The sequence below is a fragment of the Citrobacter sp. RHB35-C17 genome (assembly GCF_013816795.1).
GTDB lineage: Bacteria > Pseudomonadota > Gammaproteobacteria > Enterobacterales > Enterobacteriaceae > Citrobacter_A > Citrobacter_A amalonaticus.
In genome coordinates this window covers 244,083-264,161 of record NZ_CP057150.1, presented here as the reverse complement: position 1 = coordinate 264,161, position 20,079 = coordinate 244,083, and the positions used below count along the sequence as shown (strand labels likewise).

General features: G+C 56.4%; 12 protein-coding genes. 4 read left to right on the top strand and 8 right to left on the bottom strand.

Annotated elements, in window-relative coordinates; translation table 11 throughout:
* The first annotated feature begins 4 nt into the window (after nucleotides 1-4).
* The 3 genes from HVZ37_RS01190 (at nucleotide 5) to HVZ37_RS01180 (ending at nucleotide 3,655) form a co-directional block, all read left to right on the top strand.
* Complete coding sequence (locus tag HVZ37_RS01190; RefSeq protein ID WP_042998536.1) at nucleotides 5-904, top strand: LysR family transcriptional regulator; 900 nt, start codon at nucleotides 5-7, stop codon at nucleotides 902-904.
* Nucleotides 905-950: 46 nt separating this feature from the next.
* Nucleotides 951-1,979, top strand: coding sequence for an inner membrane protein YhjD (yhjD, locus tag HVZ37_RS01185; RefSeq protein ID WP_044253716.1), 1,029 nt, complete (start codon nucleotides 951-953; stop codon nucleotides 1,977-1,979).
* A 353-nt stretch (nucleotides 1,980-2,332) separates the two neighbouring features.
* Nucleotides 2,333-3,655: an MFS transporter gene (locus HVZ37_RS01180; protein ID WP_042998538.1), complete on the top strand. Its 1,323-nt coding sequence runs from the start codon at nucleotides 2,333-2,335 to the stop codon at nucleotides 3,653-3,655.
* 45 nt (nucleotides 3,656-3,700) lie between these two features.
* Here the strand turns inward: HVZ37_RS01180 and HVZ37_RS01175 are convergent, their stop codons facing one another.
* Together HVZ37_RS01175 and pdeH are read right to left on the bottom strand one after the other, a co-directional pair.
* On the bottom strand, nucleotides 3,701-5,761 hold the full coding sequence (locus HVZ37_RS01175) for an AsmA family protein (protein ID WP_044267258.1): 2,061 nt from the start codon (nucleotides 5,759-5,761) through the stop codon (nucleotides 3,701-3,703).
* A 77-nt stretch (nucleotides 5,762-5,838) separates the two neighbouring features.
* A complete protein-coding gene (gene pdeH / locus HVZ37_RS01170) occupies nucleotides 5,839-6,606 on the bottom strand; it encodes a cyclic-guanylate-specific phosphodiesterase (RefSeq protein ID WP_042998540.1) in 768 nt (255 codons plus the stop codon).
* A 232-nt stretch (nucleotides 6,607-6,838) separates the two neighbouring features.
* Between pdeH and HVZ37_RS01165 the strand changes: the two genes are divergently transcribed.
* Nucleotides 6,839-7,768 carry a sugar kinase gene (locus HVZ37_RS01165; protein WP_044253719.1) on the top strand — a complete coding sequence of 310 codons (930 nt, stop codon included), beginning with the start codon at nucleotides 6,839-6,841 and terminating at the stop codon, nucleotides 7,766-7,768.
* Between the two features lie 95 nt (nucleotides 7,769-7,863).
* Here HVZ37_RS01165 and HVZ37_RS01160 read toward each other — a convergent pair whose 3' ends face one another.
* The 6 genes from HVZ37_RS01160 to bcsB form a co-directional block, all read right to left on the bottom strand.
* Nucleotides 7,864-9,357, bottom strand: a complete 1,494-nt coding sequence (locus HVZ37_RS01160; protein ID WP_181628036.1) for a pitrilysin family protein — start codon at nucleotides 9,355-9,357, stop codon at nucleotides 7,864-7,866.
* 222 nt (nucleotides 9,358-9,579) lie between these two features.
* A complete protein-coding gene (gene dctA / locus HVZ37_RS01155) occupies nucleotides 9,580-10,866 on the bottom strand; it encodes a C4-dicarboxylate transporter DctC (RefSeq protein ID WP_181628035.1) in 1,287 nt (428 codons plus the stop codon).
* Nucleotides 10,867-11,041: 175 nt separating this feature from the next.
* On the bottom strand, nucleotides 11,042-13,030 hold the full coding sequence (gene hmsP / locus HVZ37_RS01150) for a biofilm formation regulator HmsP (protein WP_181628034.1): 1,989 nt from the start codon (nucleotides 13,028-13,030) through the stop codon (nucleotides 11,042-11,044).
* Between the two features lie 92 nt (nucleotides 13,031-13,122).
* The gene (gene bcsC, locus HVZ37_RS01145) at nucleotides 13,123-16,620 is read right to left on the bottom strand and encodes a cellulose synthase complex outer membrane protein BcsC (RefSeq protein WP_181628033.1); all 3,498 of its coding nucleotides are present in this window, start codon (nucleotides 16,618-16,620) and stop codon (nucleotides 13,123-13,125) included.
* On the bottom strand, nucleotides 16,602-17,708 hold the full coding sequence (bcsZ, locus tag HVZ37_RS01140) for a cellulose synthase complex periplasmic endoglucanase BcsZ (protein ID WP_042998545.1): 1,107 nt from the start codon (nucleotides 17,706-17,708) through the stop codon (nucleotides 16,602-16,604). Before bcsZ ends, bcsC begins: the two co-directional genes overlap by 19 nt.
* A 6-nt stretch (nucleotides 17,709-17,714) precedes the next feature.
* The gene (gene bcsB, locus HVZ37_RS01135) at nucleotides 17,715-20,072 is read right to left on the bottom strand and encodes a cellulose biosynthesis cyclic di-GMP-binding regulatory protein BcsB (protein WP_181628032.1); all 2,358 of its coding nucleotides are present in this window, start codon (nucleotides 20,070-20,072) and stop codon (nucleotides 17,715-17,717) included.
* Nucleotides 20,073-20,079 lie beyond the last annotated feature (7 nt).

The following is a 20,079-nucleotide window of genomic DNA, read 5'->3' as shown; positions in this document are numbered from 1 at the left end:
CAGGATGGATAAAATTCATGCAATGCAGTTATTCATTCGTGTCGCAGAGCTGGAGAGTTTTTCTCGCGCTGCCGACACGCTCGGACTCCCGAAAGGTAGCGTATCGCGCCAGATTCAGGCGCTGGAAAACCATCTTGGCACCCAGCTTTTACACCGCACCACGCGGCGGGTACAACTGACGCAGGACGGCATGGTCTATTACGAACGGGCGAAAGATCTGTTGAGCAATCTGGATGAACTGGACGGTCTGTTTCAGCACGATCCCACCAGCATCAGCGGTAAGCTACGGGTCGATATGCCGGTTGGCGTCGCGCGAAATCTGGTGATCCCCCGCCTGCCCGCCTTTTTGCAGCAGTACCCTGGGATTGAACTGGAGCTCAGCAGCAGTGACCGACTGGTGGATTTGATCCGCGAAGGTTTTGACTGCGTGGTGCGCGTCGGCACGCTGAAAGACTCGGGCCTGATCGCGCGTCCGCTGGGCAAGCTTACCGTGATCAACTGCGCCAGCCAACAGTACCTGACGCGTTTTGGCTATCCGGAAAGCCTTGAAGACCTCGCCTCCCATGCGGTGGTGCATTACTCGCAAAATCTGGGAACACGACCGCCGGGCTTTGAAATCGCCACCAGCAGCGGGACACAGTGGATAAAAACCGGCGGTACGCTAACGGTTAACAGCACCGAAACCTATCACGCCGCCTGTCTGGCTGGGCTGGGAATTATTCAGGTTCCGCGCGTCGGGGTTCGTGAGGCGTTACGCAATGGCACGCTCGTTGAGGTGCTGCCGCAATACCGCGCTTTGCCGATGCCGGTATCGCTGCTTTACCCACACCGGCGTAATCTTTCACGCCGTGTGCACCTGTTTATGGAGTGGCTGACCGGGGTAATGAAGGACTACGTGGACTGAGACGCTATACTGTCCAGAGAATTAACAAAAAAGGACGCCTGACCTGATGATGCAGGATAACGACGTAAAACGCCCCACTCAGGAACTTGAACACGACCCGGTACGCAAAATCGACACGACCGGGGACGCCGAGCACGAGAAGAAAAGCACCGCCAGCGAGACGCTGAAAACGGTGACCACCACCGTCGAAAAAATCCAGCGCATTCCGGTGATTGCGCATCTGCTCCGCGCGGCTGAACGCTTTAACGATCGGTTAGGGAACCAGTTCGGCGCGGCCATTACCTACTTCTCGTTTTTGTCGATGATCCCCATCCTGATGGTGTCGTTTGCCGCCGCAGGCTTTATTCTTGCCTCGCATCCCACGCTGTTGCAGGACATCTTCACTAAAATCCTGATGAACGTCAGCGACCCGACGCTTGCCGCTACGCTGAAAAGCACCATCAATACGGCGGTACAGCAGCGTACCACCGTTGGTCTGGTCGGGTTAGGGATCGCCCTCTACTCCGGGATTAACTGGATGGGCAACCTGCGCGAGGCGATCCGCGCCCAGTCGCGGGACGTCTGGGAGCGCACGCCGCAGGATCAGGAAAAAATCTGGATCAAATATCTCCGCGATTTCATCTCACTGATTGGCCTGTTGATTGCACTGATTGTGACGCTGTCGATCACCTCGGTCGCCGGTTCGGCGCAACAGATGATTATCTCCGCCCTCTATCTCGACAGCATTGAGTGGCTAAAGCCCACCTGGCGGTTGATTGGCCTGGCGATCTCCATTTTTGCCAACTACCTGTTATTCTTCTGGATTTTCTGGCGTCTGCCGCGTCATCGTCCACGTAAAAAGGCATTGATTCGCGGCACGCTGATTGCGGCGATTGGCTTTGAAGTCATTAAAATCATCATGACCTGGACGCTGCCGGCGCTGGTGAAATCCCCTTCCGGCGCGGCGTTTGGTTCCGTACTGGGACTGATGGCGTTCTTCTACTTTTTCGCACGTCTGACGCTGTTCTGCGCGGCGTGGATTGCAACCGCCGAATACAAAGACGATCCCCGGATGCCGGGCAAAACGCACCGTTGATGCGCGGTATTATGCCGGATGGCGCTGTGCTTATCCGGCCTACCTTTCACCCGCTACCCAGGCCAGATAAGTGTCTTACGTCGCCATCCGGCAATATGTTCAGGCACTTACTTCCGCCTCGCTCCGTTCATTTAGCACATAAATCCAGTCCTTAACTTTTATTTAACCAAAAACCAGTTTTATCCACTCATTTTTAAATTATGTGAAGCATTTCATGGACGAGAAATCGCAGGCGCAAACATTATCCGCTTTTTGCCTGATTTTTAACCATATCGAGCGATTGTTACAGATTGAAATGTCGCTTTTGCTGTGCGTAATATGGCCGTTCGTTCGCCAAAAAATAAGAAAATACTATGCAAGCAACCGCCACCACACTCGATAACGAACAGGAACATACTCCGGTCAATTCGCGCAATAAGGTCGTCGTCGCCTCGCTCATTGGCACCGCCATTGAGTTCTTCGACTTCTATATTTATGCGACCGCCGCCGTGATTGTCTTCCCGCACATCTTCTTCCCGCAGGGCGACCCGACAGCGGCAACGCTACAGTCGCTCGCCACGTTTGCCATCGCCTTTGTCGCGCGTCCAATTGGTTCCGCGCTCTTCGGCCACTTTGGCGATCGGGTAGGACGTAAAGTGACGCTGGTGGCGTCTTTGCTGACAATGGGGATCTCAACGGTGATCATCGGCCTGCTGCCAGGCTATGCCACCATTGGCATTTTCGCCCCACTTCTGCTGGCGCTGGCTCGTTTTGGGCAGGGGCTGGGACTGGGTGGTGAATGGGGCGGCGCGGCGCTGCTGGCGACAGAGAACGCCCCGCCGCGTAAGCGCGCGCTGTATGGCTCGTTCCCGCAACTGGGCGCACCGATTGGCTTTTTCTTTGCTAACGGCACCTTCCTGCTGCTCTCCTGGCTGCTGACGGATGAGCAGTTCATGAGCTGGGGCTGGCGCGTTCCGTTTATCTTCTCAGCGGTGCTGGTGATTATCGGCCTGTACGTCCGCGTTTCCCTGCATGAGACGCCGGTTTTCGCTAAAGTGGCCGCCGCGAAAAAACAGGTGAAAATCCCGCTGGGTACGTTGCTGACTAAACACGTTCGCGTGACCATCCTCGGCACGTTCATCATGCTGGCGACCTATACGCTGTTCTATATCATGACCGTGTATTCGATGACGTTCAGTACCGCCGCTGCGCCGGTCGGTCTGGGCCTGCCGCGTAACGACGTGTTGTGGATGCTGATGATGGCGGTCATTGGCTTTGGCGTGATGGTGCCGGTCGCCGGTCTGCTCGCAGACGCGTTTGGTCGCCGCAAGAGCATGGTCATCATCACCACAATGATTATCCTGTTCGCGCTGTTCGCCTTTAAACCGCTGCTGGGCTCCGGCAATCCGGCGCTGGTCTTCGCCTTCCTGCTGCTTGGACTGAGCCTGATGGGGCTGACGTTCGGGCCGATGGGCGCACTGTTGCCTGAGCTGTTCCCGACTGAAGTGCGTTACACCGGCGCATCGTTCTCCTATAACGTCTCTTCGATTCTCGGGGCATCCGTCGCACCGTATATCGCCGCGTGGTTGCAGTCCAATTATGGTCTTGCCGCCGTAGGAACCTACCTGGCATCGATGGCGGCATTAACCCTGATCGCGCTACTGTTAACTCACGAAACGCGTCATCAGTCGCTGTAATCTTTACATGCCGGGTAGTGGCGACGCCTTACCCGGCACTGCGCATCACTTCTTCAGCTGCGACAATATCGTCCGGCACTGGTTGGCGTCACCTTCTGACGGTGAAATCAGCGCCAGCAGCGCGGCGGCAGGCGTCACTAACGTCGCCAGCGCCGCGGCTACCGCGCCACGCGCAATCAACGGCCCGGCCTTTACCCCCGCCTGAGGGTTCTTAAACGTTCCGCGCACATACAACGGCGAACGCAAGGTAATAATGCGGATGCCTTTGCTCTCCGGGTCGATGGTCAAATCCAGCTGTTCGGAGGCAAAGCTCGCCGTCCCGGTGACGTTGATCAGCGCGTTTTCAGTGTCGAACGCGAAAATTTGTGGGCGCGCCACGCCGTTTACGATATCCAGATTCGCCGCCGCGCAGTTAACCCGCACTTCGTCATCGCCAAAGATCTGCCCGACGATGAAGTTCCCGACGTTCAGACCGACAATCTCCATCAGGTTGCGGCTAATCAGTCCGTCGTTCATCAGCAGTTTCAGGTTGCCGTTGCTGTTACCCAGCAGCGCCGCCACGGAATTCCCGGTCCCGCGAAATTCGGCGTCACCGCTCATCTCCCCCAGCGTTTTCTGCATCAGTTCAACGTCCGGCATCAGTTCTTTCAGTTTTAAACGCCGCGCCTGAATATCCGCACGCCCCTGCATTGGCTTTTTATCCCCTTCCAGATGGATATTCGCATTGATGCTGCCGCCCGCCAGACCAAACTTCAACGGTTGCAGACGCAGATCGGCATTCTGCAGAAGAATGTGGGTCGAGAGATCGCTGACAGGCAGGCTGCTGCCATGTTCAATACGCCGCCCTTTAAAGCGCACATCGGCATCCATCACGTTCCATTTGTCCGTTTCGAAGCGGTCATAAGGCAGTACTTTGTCCGCGGGTTGTACGCTCTTCTCGCCCTTTTTCTGTTCCGAACGCTGCGCTTTTTCTGTGCCTTTACCGGAATCGACGCCGATCAGCGGTCCTAAATCCGCCAGCCTGAGCTGGCGCGATTCCACCTCTCCTTCCAGCTTCGGACGCGGTTTCCCTGTCGTATAGGTCAGCGAGCCGTGAATATCACTGTCGCCGATCCGCCCATTGAACCCCCGGTAGTCAAACACCGATGATGCGTTGGTATCGATTTTCGCCACCAGCCGACCGTCCGTTTCGAACGGCGGCGTATCCGGCAGCAGCACTCCCGTCAGATCGTACAGCTCACCCAGGGAATCCCCGGAGAATTTCAGTTGCAGATCGACGCCGCCCATCTTCATTGGGTCCTTAACCACGCCCACCAGCGCCACCCGGGTATTGCCGGAACGGAAATCGGCCTGTACCGGAAACGCTGCCCCTTCGCTACGCAGCGCCAGCATGCCGCCCATTTTTCCCGTTCCGGTGAGCGGTTCGCCGTTGTATCGCCCTTGCGCCTTCAGACCAAATACGTAGTCTTCAACCTTCGCGTTATCGCCTTTCGCTTTATTTCCCGTGACTTCACTGAACGGCAACGGTTTGCCCAGCGGATCGACCAGGATCTCAATATCAGCTTTACTGACCTTATCGTCGATAGCGATCCGCCCCTGATCGAAGAGAATAGTGTCCAGCCGGAAGGACCAGTCAGATGGCTGCGCATTCGGGTCTTTGTTTTCGCTATTCGCGAGGTCGAAGGTCCAGTTATTGTTTTTCTCGGACAGGCGAATCAGCCGCGCATCGGGTTTCACCAGCTTGATCCACGGCAGCCAGACGGTTTTGCTTAACAACGCCAGCGGGGCGATCGTCGCGTCGACGCGGGGAAGGTGCACCATCGTCACTTCAGGAATGTCGGGGGGATTGCCGAGGATAATATCTTCAGCATGTACGTGCGGCCACGGCACCCAACTGCGCCAGCCGGTCTCCTGCTTCTGGCGTTCCCAGACAACGCCTAAATCACCGCGAATAGCGAACGGTCGGTTAAGTTCGGTAGAGACTTTCTGGTTGATGGTCGGTTTGAGGCGGTTCCAGTCAAATGTCGCTATCAACACGATAACAACCACGATCAACAACAAGAAAGTCCCTGTTATCACTGCAGTTATTTTTCCGGCTTTGGTCATAGTTAGCATCCTCACGTCTTTCCTTGCCTGTCCTAAAGATAGTCCAGCCAGACGGAGTTAGCGGAAACTGCCGTTTTTTACAGTGACAGAATGACCTCATCGAGGCAGGCGAACGGGACCGGGCGCGACAGAAAATAGCCCTGTGCAGCAAAGGCGGGAGAACGTTGTACGTCGCGCCACTCTTCCAGCGTTTCCACCCCTTCAACGATCACGCCGCGGCAATAGCGGTTCATCAGTTGCAGCAGCATGGTGAAGAGATTGCGCCCCTCTGGCGTCTGGCGAAGCATCACGAACAGTTCGCGCGCGACTTTAATGTAGTCATAACGGACTTCATTCAGCGCAGAGAAATTCGCCATCCCGGTGCCGAAATCATCCAGCCACAGCGGGCCAAATTCGCACATGCTGGCAAACGAGGATTCTTTTGGTAGATGGATATGTTCGACCAGCTCAAAACGCAGCCACGGCATCCGCTCAATCATCTGCACCATGTTGGGTTGCTGGCGCATGGCGAGGAGCGTCGGGCCATCGACATTCACAGAGGCCAGCAATTCATGACGCTGGAAAAAGTCGGTCTTCTGCTCCAGTAGCTGAAGTTGTTCTTTGACGATATCAATGCGATGGCGCACCGCCACCCCGGCAAAATAACGGTCAGGCGCGATACGTTGGGTTGGATTGTCCGGATGCGTCACCACCGTCAACAACTCAACGGCTAACAGGCGTCCGTCGGTCCGGTAAATCGGCTGATAAGTGTAAGCACGCTCGCACTGCAGCCAAAAGCGCCGATCCTGCAAGCTTTCAACGCTCGCCTCGGAATTGCTTCGCTGCTGGATAACCTGGTTTATCATCTCAGATGTCCCGTGATTAAGTGTGTTACTGCCCCGACTCGTCAAAGGTTATCGGCCTTCGGACGGAGAACTTTATGTTCAGCCTCGCGCAAAATCGAAAACGGTTTTGTAAAAATCAATGCAGAATACGGACTGGCTCAAAAAAAAATTTGGAACGTTGTTTTAATATGATTGACCACCTAACACCCACAGCGCACACTAACGCTAACTTTTTTTAAGCAGGTTCACGACTATGTCCAAAAAGATTGCCGTGATTGGCGAATGCATGATTGAGCTGTCACAGAAAGGCGCAGATGTTCAGCGCGGATTCGGTGGCGACACATTGAATACCTCCGTTTACATTGCCCGTCAGGTTGATGCTGCGGCGCTCTCCGTGCACTACGTCACGGCGCTGGGCACGGACAGTTTCAGCCAGCAGATGCTTGAGTCATGGCAAGGCGAAAACGTGGATACCTCGCTGACACAGCGCATGGAAAACCGTCTGCCTGGCCTCTACTACATCGAGACGGACAGCACCGGTGAGCGGACGTTCTATTACTGGCGCAACGAAGCAGCAGCGAAATTCTGGCTGGAGAGCGAACAGTCAGCGGCTATCTGCGAAGAGCTGGCGACCTTTGATTATCTCTACCTGAGCGGTATCAGCCTCGCGATCCTGAGCCCATCCAGCCGCGACAAACTGCTGTCGCTGCTGCGAGAATGCCGCGCCAACGGCGGGAAAGTGATTTTCGACAACAACTATCGTCCGCGCCTGTGGGCCAGCAAAGAAGAGACCCGGCAGGTGTATCAGAAGATGCTGGAATGCACTGATATTGCCTTCCTGACGCTGGACGACGAAGATTTGCTCTGGGGCGTGAAGCCGGTTGAAGAGGTGATCGCCCGGACGCATGCCGCGGGTGTGCAGGAAGTGGTGGTGAAACGCGGTGCGGATTCGTGCCTGGTGTCTGTCGACGGTAACGTACCGATCGACGTTCCTGCGGTGAAACTGCCGAAAGAAAAAGTGATCGATACCACCGCCGCTGGCGACTCGTTCAGCGCCGGGTATCTGGCCGTTCGCCTGACCGGCGGCGATGCAGTTAACGCTGCCAAACGAGGCCACCTGACCGCCAGCACCGTTATTCAGCATCGCGGGGCGATTATCCCACGCGACGCCATGCCGCAGTAAGACCAACGCCGCAGGCGCGGCGTAAACGCCTTATCCGGCCCGGGAAACGCGTTCTTCCAGGCCGGATAAGCGCAGCACCATCAGGCAATCCACCCCTACCGTGCAGCCGGAATATCTGTCACTTCCGGATGCGCATCGTCCGTTTCTGCCGGTGTCGCCGCGGCAGTCACCGGCGCCATGATTTGATCCCACGTCGCCTGCAACTCTTTCATGTTGAATTCCGGTTCGCCTTTCGGCTGTAGCAGAATCAGCGCCATATCCTGCGACAACTGCTGACGCAGATCCTGATTCAACATCTCAACGGTCAGGCTGTTCAGGAAGTCCTGACGCAAACGCTGGTACTGTTCAGGCGCGATATCTACGACCTGATTTTGCAGCGAGCGCAGACGCTGACTGATGAGAATATCGGTATCGGTACGAGCGTAGGTCGCAAACAGTTTCTGCAGTTCCAGATTCTTTTGCGCCACCAGGGCGTTGAACTCTTCTTCCGGCAGGCCGTTATCACGTACCTTCGCCAGTTCACGCGCCACGGTGCTCAGATTGGCGGAAATCTTGTCGTTTGGCGATTCGATGTTGATTGCGCACTGCGCGCGCAGGAACAGCACGCGGCAGTCAAAGCCGAGGCCGATATCTTTCGCGTTGTTCTTACTCAGCGCCTGCTGGACGTGCCAGAACAGCGCCTCACGCGCTAAATCCGCGCGCCAGTAGCGCAACAGCGCGGCAGATTCGCGAATCGGCTGCCACGGCTTATCCCACATGACAGAGAGACGATCCTGGCGCACCGCGTCGGTCATAATGCTCACCGCCTCCGCACGCAACGGCGAGAGCGTCGGCACCGGCGCAGGGGTTTCACGTTTCCCTTTCAGTTCACCAAAGGTTTTGTTGATTTGCTCGGCCACCGACCGCGCATCAACGTTGCCGACAACAATCAGCGTCATCGCGTCTGGGGTGTACCACTTCTGGTAGAACTCATGCACTTTCTCCGCGTCCACCGGCATTTTTACCGGCTCGGCAGGATCGTGACCCAACAGCGCCGACCCTTTCAGACGATAGCGCCACCAGCCGTCTTTCGTATCGACGGGCAGCGTGGTGACCATGTCTTCTGTGTTTAGCGCATGATTGACGACGTCGGGGGTGATCGTCAGTTTGCCCATCGTGTTCGCCAGATAGTTCAGCGACTCTTTCAGCAGGTCGCTGCGGTTATTGGGCAGGCTGAGATTGTACTGTGTGGAGTCGTAAGAGACGGTGACGGGCGGCATCGGACGTTTAGGGTCAAAACCCTGCTGCCACAGTGAACGTGCCTGCGCGGCATCAAGGCCGCCACTTTGGGTTAACGCAATACGGGGAATAAGATGACTGAAACCGCTCTGTTGAGTACTTTCGGCGAGCGAACCGGTATTTACCTGCAGGCGGACCTCGATACGGTCGCTGGGGCGCTGCGGGGTGGCTAACACTTGCCACTGTAAACCATTCGCCAGCGTCCCCTGTTGCCATGCTGGGTCAGGCTGGAGCGCATCTGCCTGCACATAGCCAGCAGTGGCCATCATCAGCAAACCGCCCGCTAAAAGTCGAATTTTTGTGCCCTGCATGTGAACCCCTGATCAACAATCCTGGTAATAAAAAGACAACCCCAGTTAGGCTTGTCTGAATATGACGTTAAAAACACTTCGTGTTAGACCGCAAGAACATGAAAATGTCACGGAAGAAGTGAAATAAACCCGATACCTCCATGTTGAAGGATTCGGGCCCAGGGGTCAATTATGCGCAGGAGCCCGCAGCCCCACAAGGGACTGCGGTCATAAGTATCGAAATTAAGAGGATATTTCGTGCGTTTTGCCTTCAGGTGCACGATTATTCAGCACATCATCAAGCTTCTTGTGGTCCAGTTCCTTCACCCACTTCGCGACCACGACCGTTGCCACGCCGTTACCGACCAGGTTGGTCAGCGCACGGGCTTCAGACATGAAACGGTCGATACCGAGGATAAGCGCCAGACCGGCAACCGGCAGATGGCCAACCGCAGAGATAGTGGCCGCCAGCACGATAAAGCCACTTCCGGTCACGCCCGCCGCCCCTTTCGAGGAGAGCAGCAGTACCACCAGCAGCGTAATCTGATGGAAGATATCCATATGACTGTTGGTGGCCTGGGCGATAAACACCGCCGCCATCGTCAGGTATATCGAGGTTCCATCAAGGTTAAACGAATAGCCGGTGGGAATCACCAGCCCCACAACCGACTTGCGACAGCCAAGCTTTTCCATCTTGTCGAGCATACGCGGTAACGCAGACTCGGAAGAGGACGTCCCCAGCACGATCAGCAGTTCTTCACGAATATAGCGGATAAACTTAAAGATGCTGAAGCCTGTTGCACGGGCGATCGAACCCAGCACAACAACCACAAACAGGATACAGGTGATGTAGAAGCAAACGATCAGTTGCCCCAACTGCACCAGCGTACCCACGCCATATTTACCGATGGTAAACGCCATCGCCCCGAACGCCCCGATTGGCGCCAGACGCATGATCATGTTGATGATGCCGAAAATGACCTGCGAGAAGCTTTCAATGACGTTGAAAATCAGTTGGCCTTTGCTGCCCAGACGATGCAGGGCAAACCCAAACATCACCGCAAACAGCAGAACCTGCAAGATGTTACCACTGGCAAAGGCGCCAATGACGCTGCCCGGGATAATATCCATCAGGAAGCCTACGATTCCCTGGTCTTTTGCCTGTTCGGCGTAAATCGCTACCGCTTTCGCATCCAGCGTTGCCGGATCAACGTTCATCCCGGCACCGGGCTGTACCATGTTAACGATGATGAGACCAATGATCAGCGCAATCGTACTGACAATCTCAAAGTAAAGCAGCGCAACTGCACCTGTACGGCCCACCGCTTTCATACTTTCCATGCCTGCAATGCCAGTCACGACAGTACAGAAGATAACCGGTGCGATGACCATCTTGATCAGCTTAACGAACGCGTCGCCAAGCGGTTTCATTTGTGCGCCTAATTCAGGGTAGTAATGGCCAAGGAGAATACCAATGGCAATTGCTGTCAGGACCTGAAAGTAGAGGCTTTTAAACAGAGAGATTTTCATAGGGTGTCCTTGAAGTAAAAACCACAGGTCTTATAAGGTTTTGGTTAACCTGCGGCCTTAAAATAACACCCAGACAACATCACAGAAATGCACCAGGATCATAATTGAAACAAAAATGTTAAAAACCTTGAGCTGGCTCGCACAAGCCGGACCTTTTTAAAGTATTGTAATCACATCAATTGTGCTTTAGATAACGTTCTTCGAAGGTTTCAGCGGGTACCGCACGGGCATAAAGGAAGCCCTGAGCGATTTCAACCCCCGCCTGCGCCAGCCATTCACGCTGCGCTTCGGTCTCGACGCCTTCCGCCACCATCTGCAAATTCAGACTGCGCGCCAGCAGGATAATCGCCGAGACCATGCTGTTATCTTCCGGCAGGCCATCGACAAACATTTTGTCGATTTTCAGCACGTCGATGGGCAGGGATTTCATGTGCTGGAGCTGGCGCAGCCCCGCGTAGCCCATGCCAAAATCGTCCAGCGCGATACGCACGCCGGCGTTACGCAACGGACGCAGTATCGCCACGGCGGCATGCGGGTCGTCGATCCGCCGACTCTCCGTCACTTCCAGAATGAGCGTACCCGGCTGGATACGATAACGATTTAACAGTTCCAGCATGTCTGACACCATATTCGGGTGCATCAACTGGAGTGCTGACAGATTGACCGACAGCGGCAGCGTGATCCCCCGTTCCTGCCAGGCTGCGAGCTGACGACAAGACTCTTCCAACACCCAGTGGCCCACGGTGACCATCAGGCCGCAGGACTCAATCCGCTCAATCAACCCTTCCGGCAATTCCCAGCTCCCGTCCGGCTGCTGCATACGCAGCAACGCTTCGGCGCTGACCACGTTGCCGCTGCTCATCTCCACCTGAGGCTGCAACCAGAGGGCAAAGCGGTGATTGTCCAGCGCGGTGAGAATATCGCTCTCCTCGGTCAGCCGTTTCTGGGCGATTGCCATCTGCTCAGGATCGAAGAACTGAATCTGATTTTTGCCCTTGCGCCGGGCGGTAAACGCTGCGGATACCGCGCGCCCATAGAGCTGTTCGGCGCTGAGATCGCCGTAATACATCGCCACGCCAATGCAGCAGCTTGGGCGAAGTTGGATCCCCTGCACCGGCAATCGCTCATTGATGATAGTGAGTACTTGCTGACCTAGTGTGATCGCGTGCCACGGCTCTTTGACGCCGTGAGCGATAATGGCAAAATCGTAACCGCTGATCTGCGCGAGCACCATTCTCGGTGACAGCACCGATTTCAGTTTCTCCACCAGCGTCAGCAGCAGAATTTCCCGCTGCGCCTCTTTCAGCACGCCCGCCGTATCGCGCAGCGTTTCACAGGTGACAATCATCAGCGCCGTGGTGTGCTGACGCGACACGACCTGCTCGAGCAGCCCCATCAGGAACGCTTTGTTCGGCAGGTCAGAGACCGGAAAACGCATCGCGTTATCCGTCTGTTCTTCGCTGTGGCGCTGGACCAGTTGTTGATTGAGGTTGTAGCTGCGCACCAGCAGACCAATCTCATCGTCATGATGCAGACGCGGCAACGCCAGCTGATGTCCAATCAAATCCTGTTGCGGAATGCTATTCAGCTCGCGGGCAATTTTGCGCAGCGGGTGCAAAATCAGGCGATTCACGCACCAGCTAATGGCGACTGTTAGCATCAGGGATAAAAGTAAGTAAATGGTCACTAACGTAGACAGCGTGCTCATCACAAACTTATACATGCGGAATGAGTCGGCCTGGAGCACCAGATATGCCAGCGGTTGCGGATTTGCAGGACGTTCAAGTGAATAGACAGGCAGCGAGATCTGCACCGGCAGTTCGAAGAGTCGGGTTATCATGACCGGAACGGGCCGTTCAGGGATAAAGCTCATGCGCAGCGCCTGAAACTGATTCGGTAGCACCACATCGGCCCGTTGCACCACCCCCGCCGGTTTGATACTGGCAAGAATCGCTTCGGCTCCGGGAATATCGGCTTTTAAAATTGAGGCAGACAGCGGTTCACGTACCGAACGGGCAATACTTTCCAGTTGCGTCGCCGTGTTGTAGCGGTTCTGCTGCACCAGATGAAACAGCAAAACGGTACAAAACAGAAACACAAACACCATGACAACGGCAGCCACCATTGCCATCTGCTTAATTGTTAACGAGCGACTGACGCGCAATATTGTCTCCCCCGGATATCCCAGATTGCCGCCCGAGTATACCCGATCGCGGCGGCATTGAGAGAGGCTGTGTCTGAAAAGGATTTTTCTGATTACCAGTCCGCGTAAGGCACCAGCGGCTGCGGCGGTAAATCCATATCGCCCTGCCAGCCTGCGGCGGAATAACGAACATACAGCAGTAAATGGCTAGGCGCGTAGTCTTTTGCCTGTTGAATATCCACCGCGGTCCCGACAAACCAGTTCGAGGTCACCCGACGCTCAATCAGCGCCCGCGCGGTATAACCAAAGCCCTGGCTGCTTCCGCCGCCGTTAGTTTGCTCGATGGCTTCCTGGTGGTAATCCGACGGAATCAGATTCAACAACGGATAACGCGGCATGGTTTTGGTGCGCGAATGCGACCAGGATACGGAACCGCCCAGTTCCCAGGACCAGTTTTCCGTCCGCTGACGCCACATTACCGGCACCGCGAAGGACAGGTATTCCTGCGGACTGTAGTAGCCACCGTGGCCCAGCGAATAACCGCTCAGGTCTTTGTCGTAGTGCCAGATCATATTGTTCAGACCTACGGTGACACGGCGATTATTCTCGTTGATGATTTTGTAGTAGTAACCCGTCATCCACCGGACGCGCCAGTTATCCTCGACATTTTTCCCGGTTAACCGATCGGCGCCGAGTGAAGCCCAGACGCCGTTGGCTTCACCTTTGTCGTAGCTGAGGCTAATCCCGCCGCCATCGGCACGAACGCCACCCCATTTTTTACCGGTGTTGACGTCGTTGCTGTCGCCGTTGTGGCTCTGCGCATCTTTCTGTCCGCCAAAGGCCAGCAGCGAACTGGAAATCGGACGGCGGTGCGCGTTCAGGGTATAACCCAACGGCCCAATGTCATTGCTGTAACTGACGCCGCCGACCACATCGACAACGTTGAAGCCCATCGGCGTGGTGCCGATATCCCAACTCCAGGTGTCATTCTTCCAGCCAACGGCGACGCTCGCCCCCGTGTCCGACTGGCTGCGACTGCCGCTACAGTCTTCCAGCGTACAGGTGCCCCAGTTATTCTTGTAGCGACCATTGTCATCAGTCGAGAAGCTACCTGCATTCATGTTGACCAGATCGGTACGGAAGAACATACGACCGTCCGAATACGGCGCATCCACATGCAACATAGTGGTATGCGCTTTTAGATCAGAATAGCCGCCGGTACCGCTCGATCCCCAGTAGTCATGCTCCAGCGTGACGTTCAGATCCTGTTGACGATACAAATCCGCCGCATCGCTGCGCACGCCACGCTTCAGCCAGTCATCTTTTTCATCGTTACGGGTCAGACGGGTAAAGGTGTCATTATCCTGCGGACGCGTTGGCGTAATACCGGACGCCACCATCGCATCTTTGTACGTATCCAGCGCCTGTTGCGGCTCGCCGCTCTGCGCCTGGAAATGCGCGGCGTCACGCAGCACCATTGCGCTTTCCATTGATGGCGGCTGCGCTTTGGCCTGCGGAATCAACGTATTGAAGGTCTGTTGTGCCGCAGCGGTATCGCCAAGCTGCATTTGTGCCAGCGCGATTCGCCGCTGCATGTTGATTGACGGCGTCTGCGTTGCGGGCAGTTTTGCCAGTTGCGCTCGCGCGGCAGGCTTGTCGCCCTGGGCGATGTACACTTCCGTCAGCCCCAGCATCGCATCGACGTTATCCGGTTCGCGCGCCAGCACGGCGTCGTATGAACCTCGCGCCGCATTGTATTCCCTGCGCTGCTGCGCCCAGTCGGCCAGCGTTAAATCGAGACGGGTGGAGGCAGGCTGTTGGCGTAACAGCGCTTCAGCCTCAGCCTCCCGGCCGCTGTCGCGCAGACGATTCGCCGTTTCCAGCACCTGGTTGCTTTGCAGGCGATCGGCCAGTTCCTGAATGTTACTGTTCCACTGACTGCGCGGCAGGCTGTTGATATGCGCCAACGCCGCCCGATCCTGATCATTGCCGGACAGGTACAGCCCATACGCATACACCTGTTCCGGATCGTTGGGTTTCTGACGCGCCAGCGCGCTCATCTGCGCATCAGCCTGACTACGCTGCCCGGCCTGCCATAGATCGCGTGACAGACGATAGGTTATCCAGACGCTCCCCGGATCCAGCGCCAGTCGGCGGCGTTGCAGTTCCGCGGCCTGTGCCCAGTTGCCCTGGTTCTCCAGCGTTTCGGCCTGCTGGGCCAGACGATCGTTTTCCAGTCCGCGTTCAATATCATCAATGCTGCGACGCTGGCTGGCAGAGAGCGTGGCGATAAACGCAGAGGCTTTCTCCGGCGACTGCGCGCGATAGAGGTTTGCCAGACCGCGTACGGCATTGGTATTACCGCTGTCCATGCGCAACGTCTGCTGGTAATAGCGCTCGGCAGCCGGATAATCTTTCCGCGCCATTGCTGCATCGCCCAGCCCCAGTACCGCATAGCTGTCGGTATTGTCGATGTTTCTGGCCTGTTGATAGAGACGTTCAGCCTGGTCAATATTGTTGGCTTTGAGCGCGGCATCACCCTGCTGAATCGCCAGCCAGTAACTGTTCACTTTCAGCAGGCTTTCCCACTTGCTGCGACTCCCGCTCTGCGGATCCATCGCCAGCGCTTTCTTAAACTGCGCAACGGCGCTGGCGCGATCGCCTCGCTGAGAGTAGGCCTGCCCCAGCGCACCCACGGCTTCGCTGTCGTTTTGGTTGGCTCTCACCGCCTGCTGTAATTCTGAAACCGCCCGTCCGCCCTGGCCTGCGTCGACTGCCGCCAGCCCCTGCGCACGCGCGCGGAATGTCGGATCGGAAAGCTGTTTTTGCTGTTCGCTAAGCTTACTGCGTGCCGCAGCCACGCTGTCCCCCTCACTGAATACCGTGAGGTATTTTTGCAGCGCCTTCACGCTGGCATCGCTGACCGGCAGATCTTTGATCTGGGTGTACCAGATCGTGGACGCGGCATTCCGCCCGGTGTTGGATTTCGCCATCTGCTCCAGAACCACAAAGCCTTCGGCCGGGCGATCGTTATCAAACAACAGTTGTGCCAGCGTATTTTGCAATGTGTTATTGCCCGGACTGCGGGCGTTAATCGCCTTGAGCTGATTAATCGCCTGATTGCGGCGGGCCGGAATTTTTGCTACCGCGCTCCAGTACTCCACTTCCAGGTCGCCTTCCGGCGGGTTGCCCTTGAATAACTTATCATAGGCGGCAACCGCCTCTGCGGCATGCCCGGTTGTCGCCTGTAGACGCGCCTGCTGTAACGACTGACGCCCATCCGGCGTCGCTAACAGCATAGTGGTTTGGGACGATTTATAGGCATTAGAACCCGGCGCTAATTGAGAAAGTCGATCAAGCTGTTTCTGCGCGCCGTCGTTATCGCCCTGACGCAGCAGGTAACGAAAGCGAGCGGCAATAACGTCAGGATTATTCGGGTCCATCAGTTCGAGGCGATAGAGCGACTGGCGCACCAGATCTTCACGGTGCGTTGCTTCTCCCAGCCGCACCTGCTCCAGCAACTGCTGTTGCGCCGACGGCGCGGCGTCGGCAAAGGGCATCAGGGCAATGCCGAGTGAAACCCCGAGTAAACTTAATTTGAACTTGCGCATTCCTGGCCCCAGTCAGGTAGTAACTCACCTTTGGCGGTGAAGCGATAACGATGCTGATCCCACCCTTGTCCGAAGAGGGTTAGCACGTAGCTGTAATAGGCATCGCTGCCGGGGAAATGGTCTGTTACGCGCTGTCGCTGCACCGCTTGTGCGTCGCGGTTTTGCAGGAAAGGCAGTAAGGCCGCAGAAAAGCCTACCGGGCCATTGCCCTGCGCTTTGCCGCTGGCGACGTCCACTTTCTCCGGCGGGAGACCGTTTTTAGTTGTCAGGGTTGCCATCGGTTTGAATTTTGCCAGCAGCCGTGCTTTCTGCGGGTCGCCGTCATGCATCATGCCCACCCACAGATAGACGCGAATCGCGTCGTAACTGCTGACCAGCGTTTTCTCTGCCTTCAGTTGCCAGCCTTTGTTTTTCTCGTAACGAACCCAGTCCGGTGAGAAACCTTTCGGCGCCGTTTCTAACAGCAGTCGCTGGTTGGTTTCACGCAGAGTGGACCATGGCGCGCCGAAACGGGTGAAATACTGCGCCAGCTGCGGTGGCAGATAGCTCGGATTAAAGCGCCAGGTGTTGGCGTCGGCAAAACCAATCTTGCCGGGTAACAGCATGGAGCCCAGCCCCGGCACCGTCACCACTTCTTCGCTGGCAATGCGTTTCAACAAGGCTTTGCCGATCTCGGTATAGCGCGGTTCTTTCCACAAGCGTCCCGCCTCCAGCAGCGACCACGCGATCCAGATATCACCGTCAGAAGCAGAGTTGCTATCCAGCACCGCCCAGGTGGAGGGATCTTTCTGCCCCCACAGCCAGGCGGGCAGATGATCTTTTAGTGAACCTTGTGCCAGATTATTCTCTGTCCATGCCAGCAGCGTATCAAAAGCCTGGCGATCGTTAGCGGCGAGGGCAAAGAACATCGCATAGCTTTGCCCTTCCGAGGTGGTGATTTTGCGAGCGTCGCTGGGATCAATCACCCGCCCTTCCTGACTGATGTAATCCTTTTTAAATTGATCCCACTCAGGCCAGGTACAGGCCGCCTGTACACTCAGCGCGGCCAGCATTAACACCATGACTATCCCACTTCGCAACGCGTTCATTATTTATCACTCATGATCCGGATCGAGACGGCGGCGACTGATGATGCGCAGCAGACGCCACAGCACCCAGGCCAGTAATACCACACTGATCGCCGCCAGCACCGCTAACAGCACCGGATGGTTAGCCAGCGCGTACCACAGACGTTCAAACCACGGCAGGTGACCCACATAGTAGATCTCGCCGACGCGTAAACTGCTCACGCCAGATTCACGGATCACCGAGACGGAACCAAACATCGCCGCCCGTTTGCCGCTGTCATTGATGGCCTGGTTCAGCAACTCATAGCCGCGCGGACTATCCGCCAGCAGCGCCACCACGCTACGCTGATCGTGAAACGGCGACTGGAAGCCGACGACCGCTGCCATCGGTCCACTCGACGTTACCGTCGCCTGCGCATCCGCTTTGCGATCGGCTTCATCCGGCATGATGCTCGGGAACGTCGTCTGGCGCATTGGGGTTTTCACCCAGCTTTCTGCCGCCTGAACCAGCAGGTCGATACGCTTGTCGTCTTTCAGTTTGTCCGGGATCGAGCCGATAATCAGGATGTCCGCATCTTTGCCCTGAATCTGGCTGCTGTCATCGGTGATAGTCAGGTTAATCGCCGGGAAGCCGGTTTGCGCGCCAATAGTGCCTGTCGCGTCGAGCAGCGTTTCCATCTGCGCTTCGTTCGGCGTTTTCGGCATCACGGTGAGGGTTTCCGACAGATCCGCCATGCGGCTGAACGGGAAGCCCGCGTTCGCAAACGCGCGCAGATCCGGCATCGCTATGAAGTGGTAGTACTTCGAGAAGTCGATGGTGGAGTCATCGCCAATCACCACATGGTTCGGCACCGGCTGGAAGGTAATACAGTTTTCAACCGAGCCGCCCGGCATCGGGTTCATGTACTCGAAGTTAAACCGCAACTGGTTCATCGCGCCCAGCTTCAGCGCCGGAATGGCGACATCCGTTTTCCCGTCCAACAGTCCTTGCAGTACCGGCAGACGCAGTAGCAGACGGTTGCTCTTCTCATTGCTGGTCAGACTAAAGGCTTGCAGGAACTGGTTATTCAGACTGATATCCATGCGCGAACTGTCTTTGGTCGGCGGCGTGGTGTAACGGTAATTGAGATTCATATCAATACCGGTACTGCGCAGCAGATAGAGATCCGGCGGCAGGTTCAGCGAGACGTTGATCGCGGCAGGTTCCATCCCGGTGGACTGCAACTGCTCTTCATAGGTTTTCAGTTCACCGAAGGTGACCGGGCGATCGGTGCGCACCCAGTTTGGCGCATCGTACGGTTTACGCGCCAGCAGCGGTTTCACCTCGTTGACTTCCACACGGCTTCCGCGGAAGAGAATATTGCCCTGGGCAATCCCTTTCGCGGCCTGCAGCAGATCGTTGTCGTCACGACCGAACACCACCAGCAGTTTCACGTAAGGGTTATCCGGATGGCTGATCATTTCGATCACCGGCGCTTTCACCGGCGGATGTTCACGCAGGAAATCAGGTCGCTTGTCGTTAGTGGCAAAGACGATCGCATTACGATCTGGCAGCGTGTTGTACAGCACCGGGAAGTGCTGGCCTCGCCAGCCCGCCCGGGAACCAAACCAGGACGATACGATCGACGCAGCCTGTTGCAGGGTACGATCCGGCGAGCCGGCAAAGACCATGGGCAGCGTCACCGCGCGGTTGTCGCGTGGATCGAAGAACGGTACCGGGAAGTGCGAGAGATCGTTTTGCACTTCCAGCGTCTGGTAGGTGAGGTCCAGCATGCTGCTGCGACCGACGTCCAGCCACAGCGTACTGCTGGCCGGGTTTTCACAAACTTGCTGATAGTGGCCGACAAACTCCAGCCGCACACGGTTAAAGTCGGTGATAAACAATGGGTTGATCGGCATTTGCGCCAGCGTCTTTTTGCCCAACTGTTCCTGGGTGACCGGCAGCACGCCCATCAGCTCATCGTTCAGATAGACCTTGAGCTGCGACTGTATCGGCAGCAGGGATGGCGACGGGGTGTACTCCAGATTCAGCACGGCTCTGGAGACCACTTCATCGCTACGCATGCCAAATTCAATACTGCCATTAGGGTTCACGCCACGCAGCACCATGCTGCCCGGCGGCGGCGCGATCTGCGCAAACGTCAGTTTCACGTCACGGGATGGGCCATTCTGCGCCACAATCGGCGCATCAGCTCCCTGAACGCCCGGCATCACCTGACCCACCGGCTGATTTTCATCTGCCTGTGCAGGGGCGGCCGCCGCCGGGGCCACGGTTGGCTCAGTGTTTATCAATGGTTGCGTTGCCGGCGTCGCATTCGTCATGAATGAAGGGATTGCGCTCATCCCCATTGCCACTGCACAAATCCAGGAAAGTTTTCTTTTCATCGCGTTA

Bases quoted from the DNA above. Each gene is read 5' to 3' on its own strand.
- HVZ37_RS01165 (WP_044253719.1), top strand. From the start codon at position 6,839: ATGTCCAAAAAGATTGCCGTGATTGGCGAATGCATGATTGAGCTGTCA.
- HVZ37_RS01175 (WP_044267258.1), bottom strand. From the start codon at position 5,761: ATGACCAAAGCCGGAAAAATAACTGCAGTGATAACAGGGACTTTCTTG.
- HVZ37_RS01160 (WP_181628036.1), bottom strand. From the start codon at position 9,357: ATGCAGGGCACAAAAATTCGACTTTTAGCGGGCGGTTTGCTGATGATG.
- pdeH (WP_042998540.1), bottom strand. From the start codon at position 6,606: ATGATAAACCAGGTTATCCAGCAGCGAAGCAATTCCGAGGCGAGCGTT.
- dctA (WP_181628035.1), bottom strand. From the start codon at position 10,866: ATGAAAATCTCTCTGTTTAAAAGCCTCTACTTTCAGGTCCTGACAGCA.
- HVZ37_RS01190 (WP_042998536.1), top strand. From the start codon at position 5: ATGGATAAAATTCATGCAATGCAGTTATTCATTCGTGTCGCAGAGCTG.
- yhjD (WP_044253716.1), top strand. From the start codon at position 951: ATGATGCAGGATAACGACGTAAAACGCCCCACTCAGGAACTTGAACAC.
- bcsC (WP_181628033.1), bottom strand. From the start codon at position 16,620: ATGCGCAAGTTCAAATTAAGTTTACTCGGGGTTTCACTCGGCATTGCC.
- bcsZ (WP_042998545.1), bottom strand. From the start codon at position 17,708: ATGAACGCGTTGCGAAGTGGGATAGTCATGGTGTTAATGCTGGCCGCG.
- HVZ37_RS01180 (WP_042998538.1), top strand. From the start codon at position 2,333: ATGCAAGCAACCGCCACCACACTCGATAACGAACAGGAACATACTCCG.
- bcsB (WP_181628032.1), bottom strand. From the start codon at position 20,072: ATGAAAAGAAAACTTTCCTGGATTTGTGCAGTGGCAATGGGGATGAGC.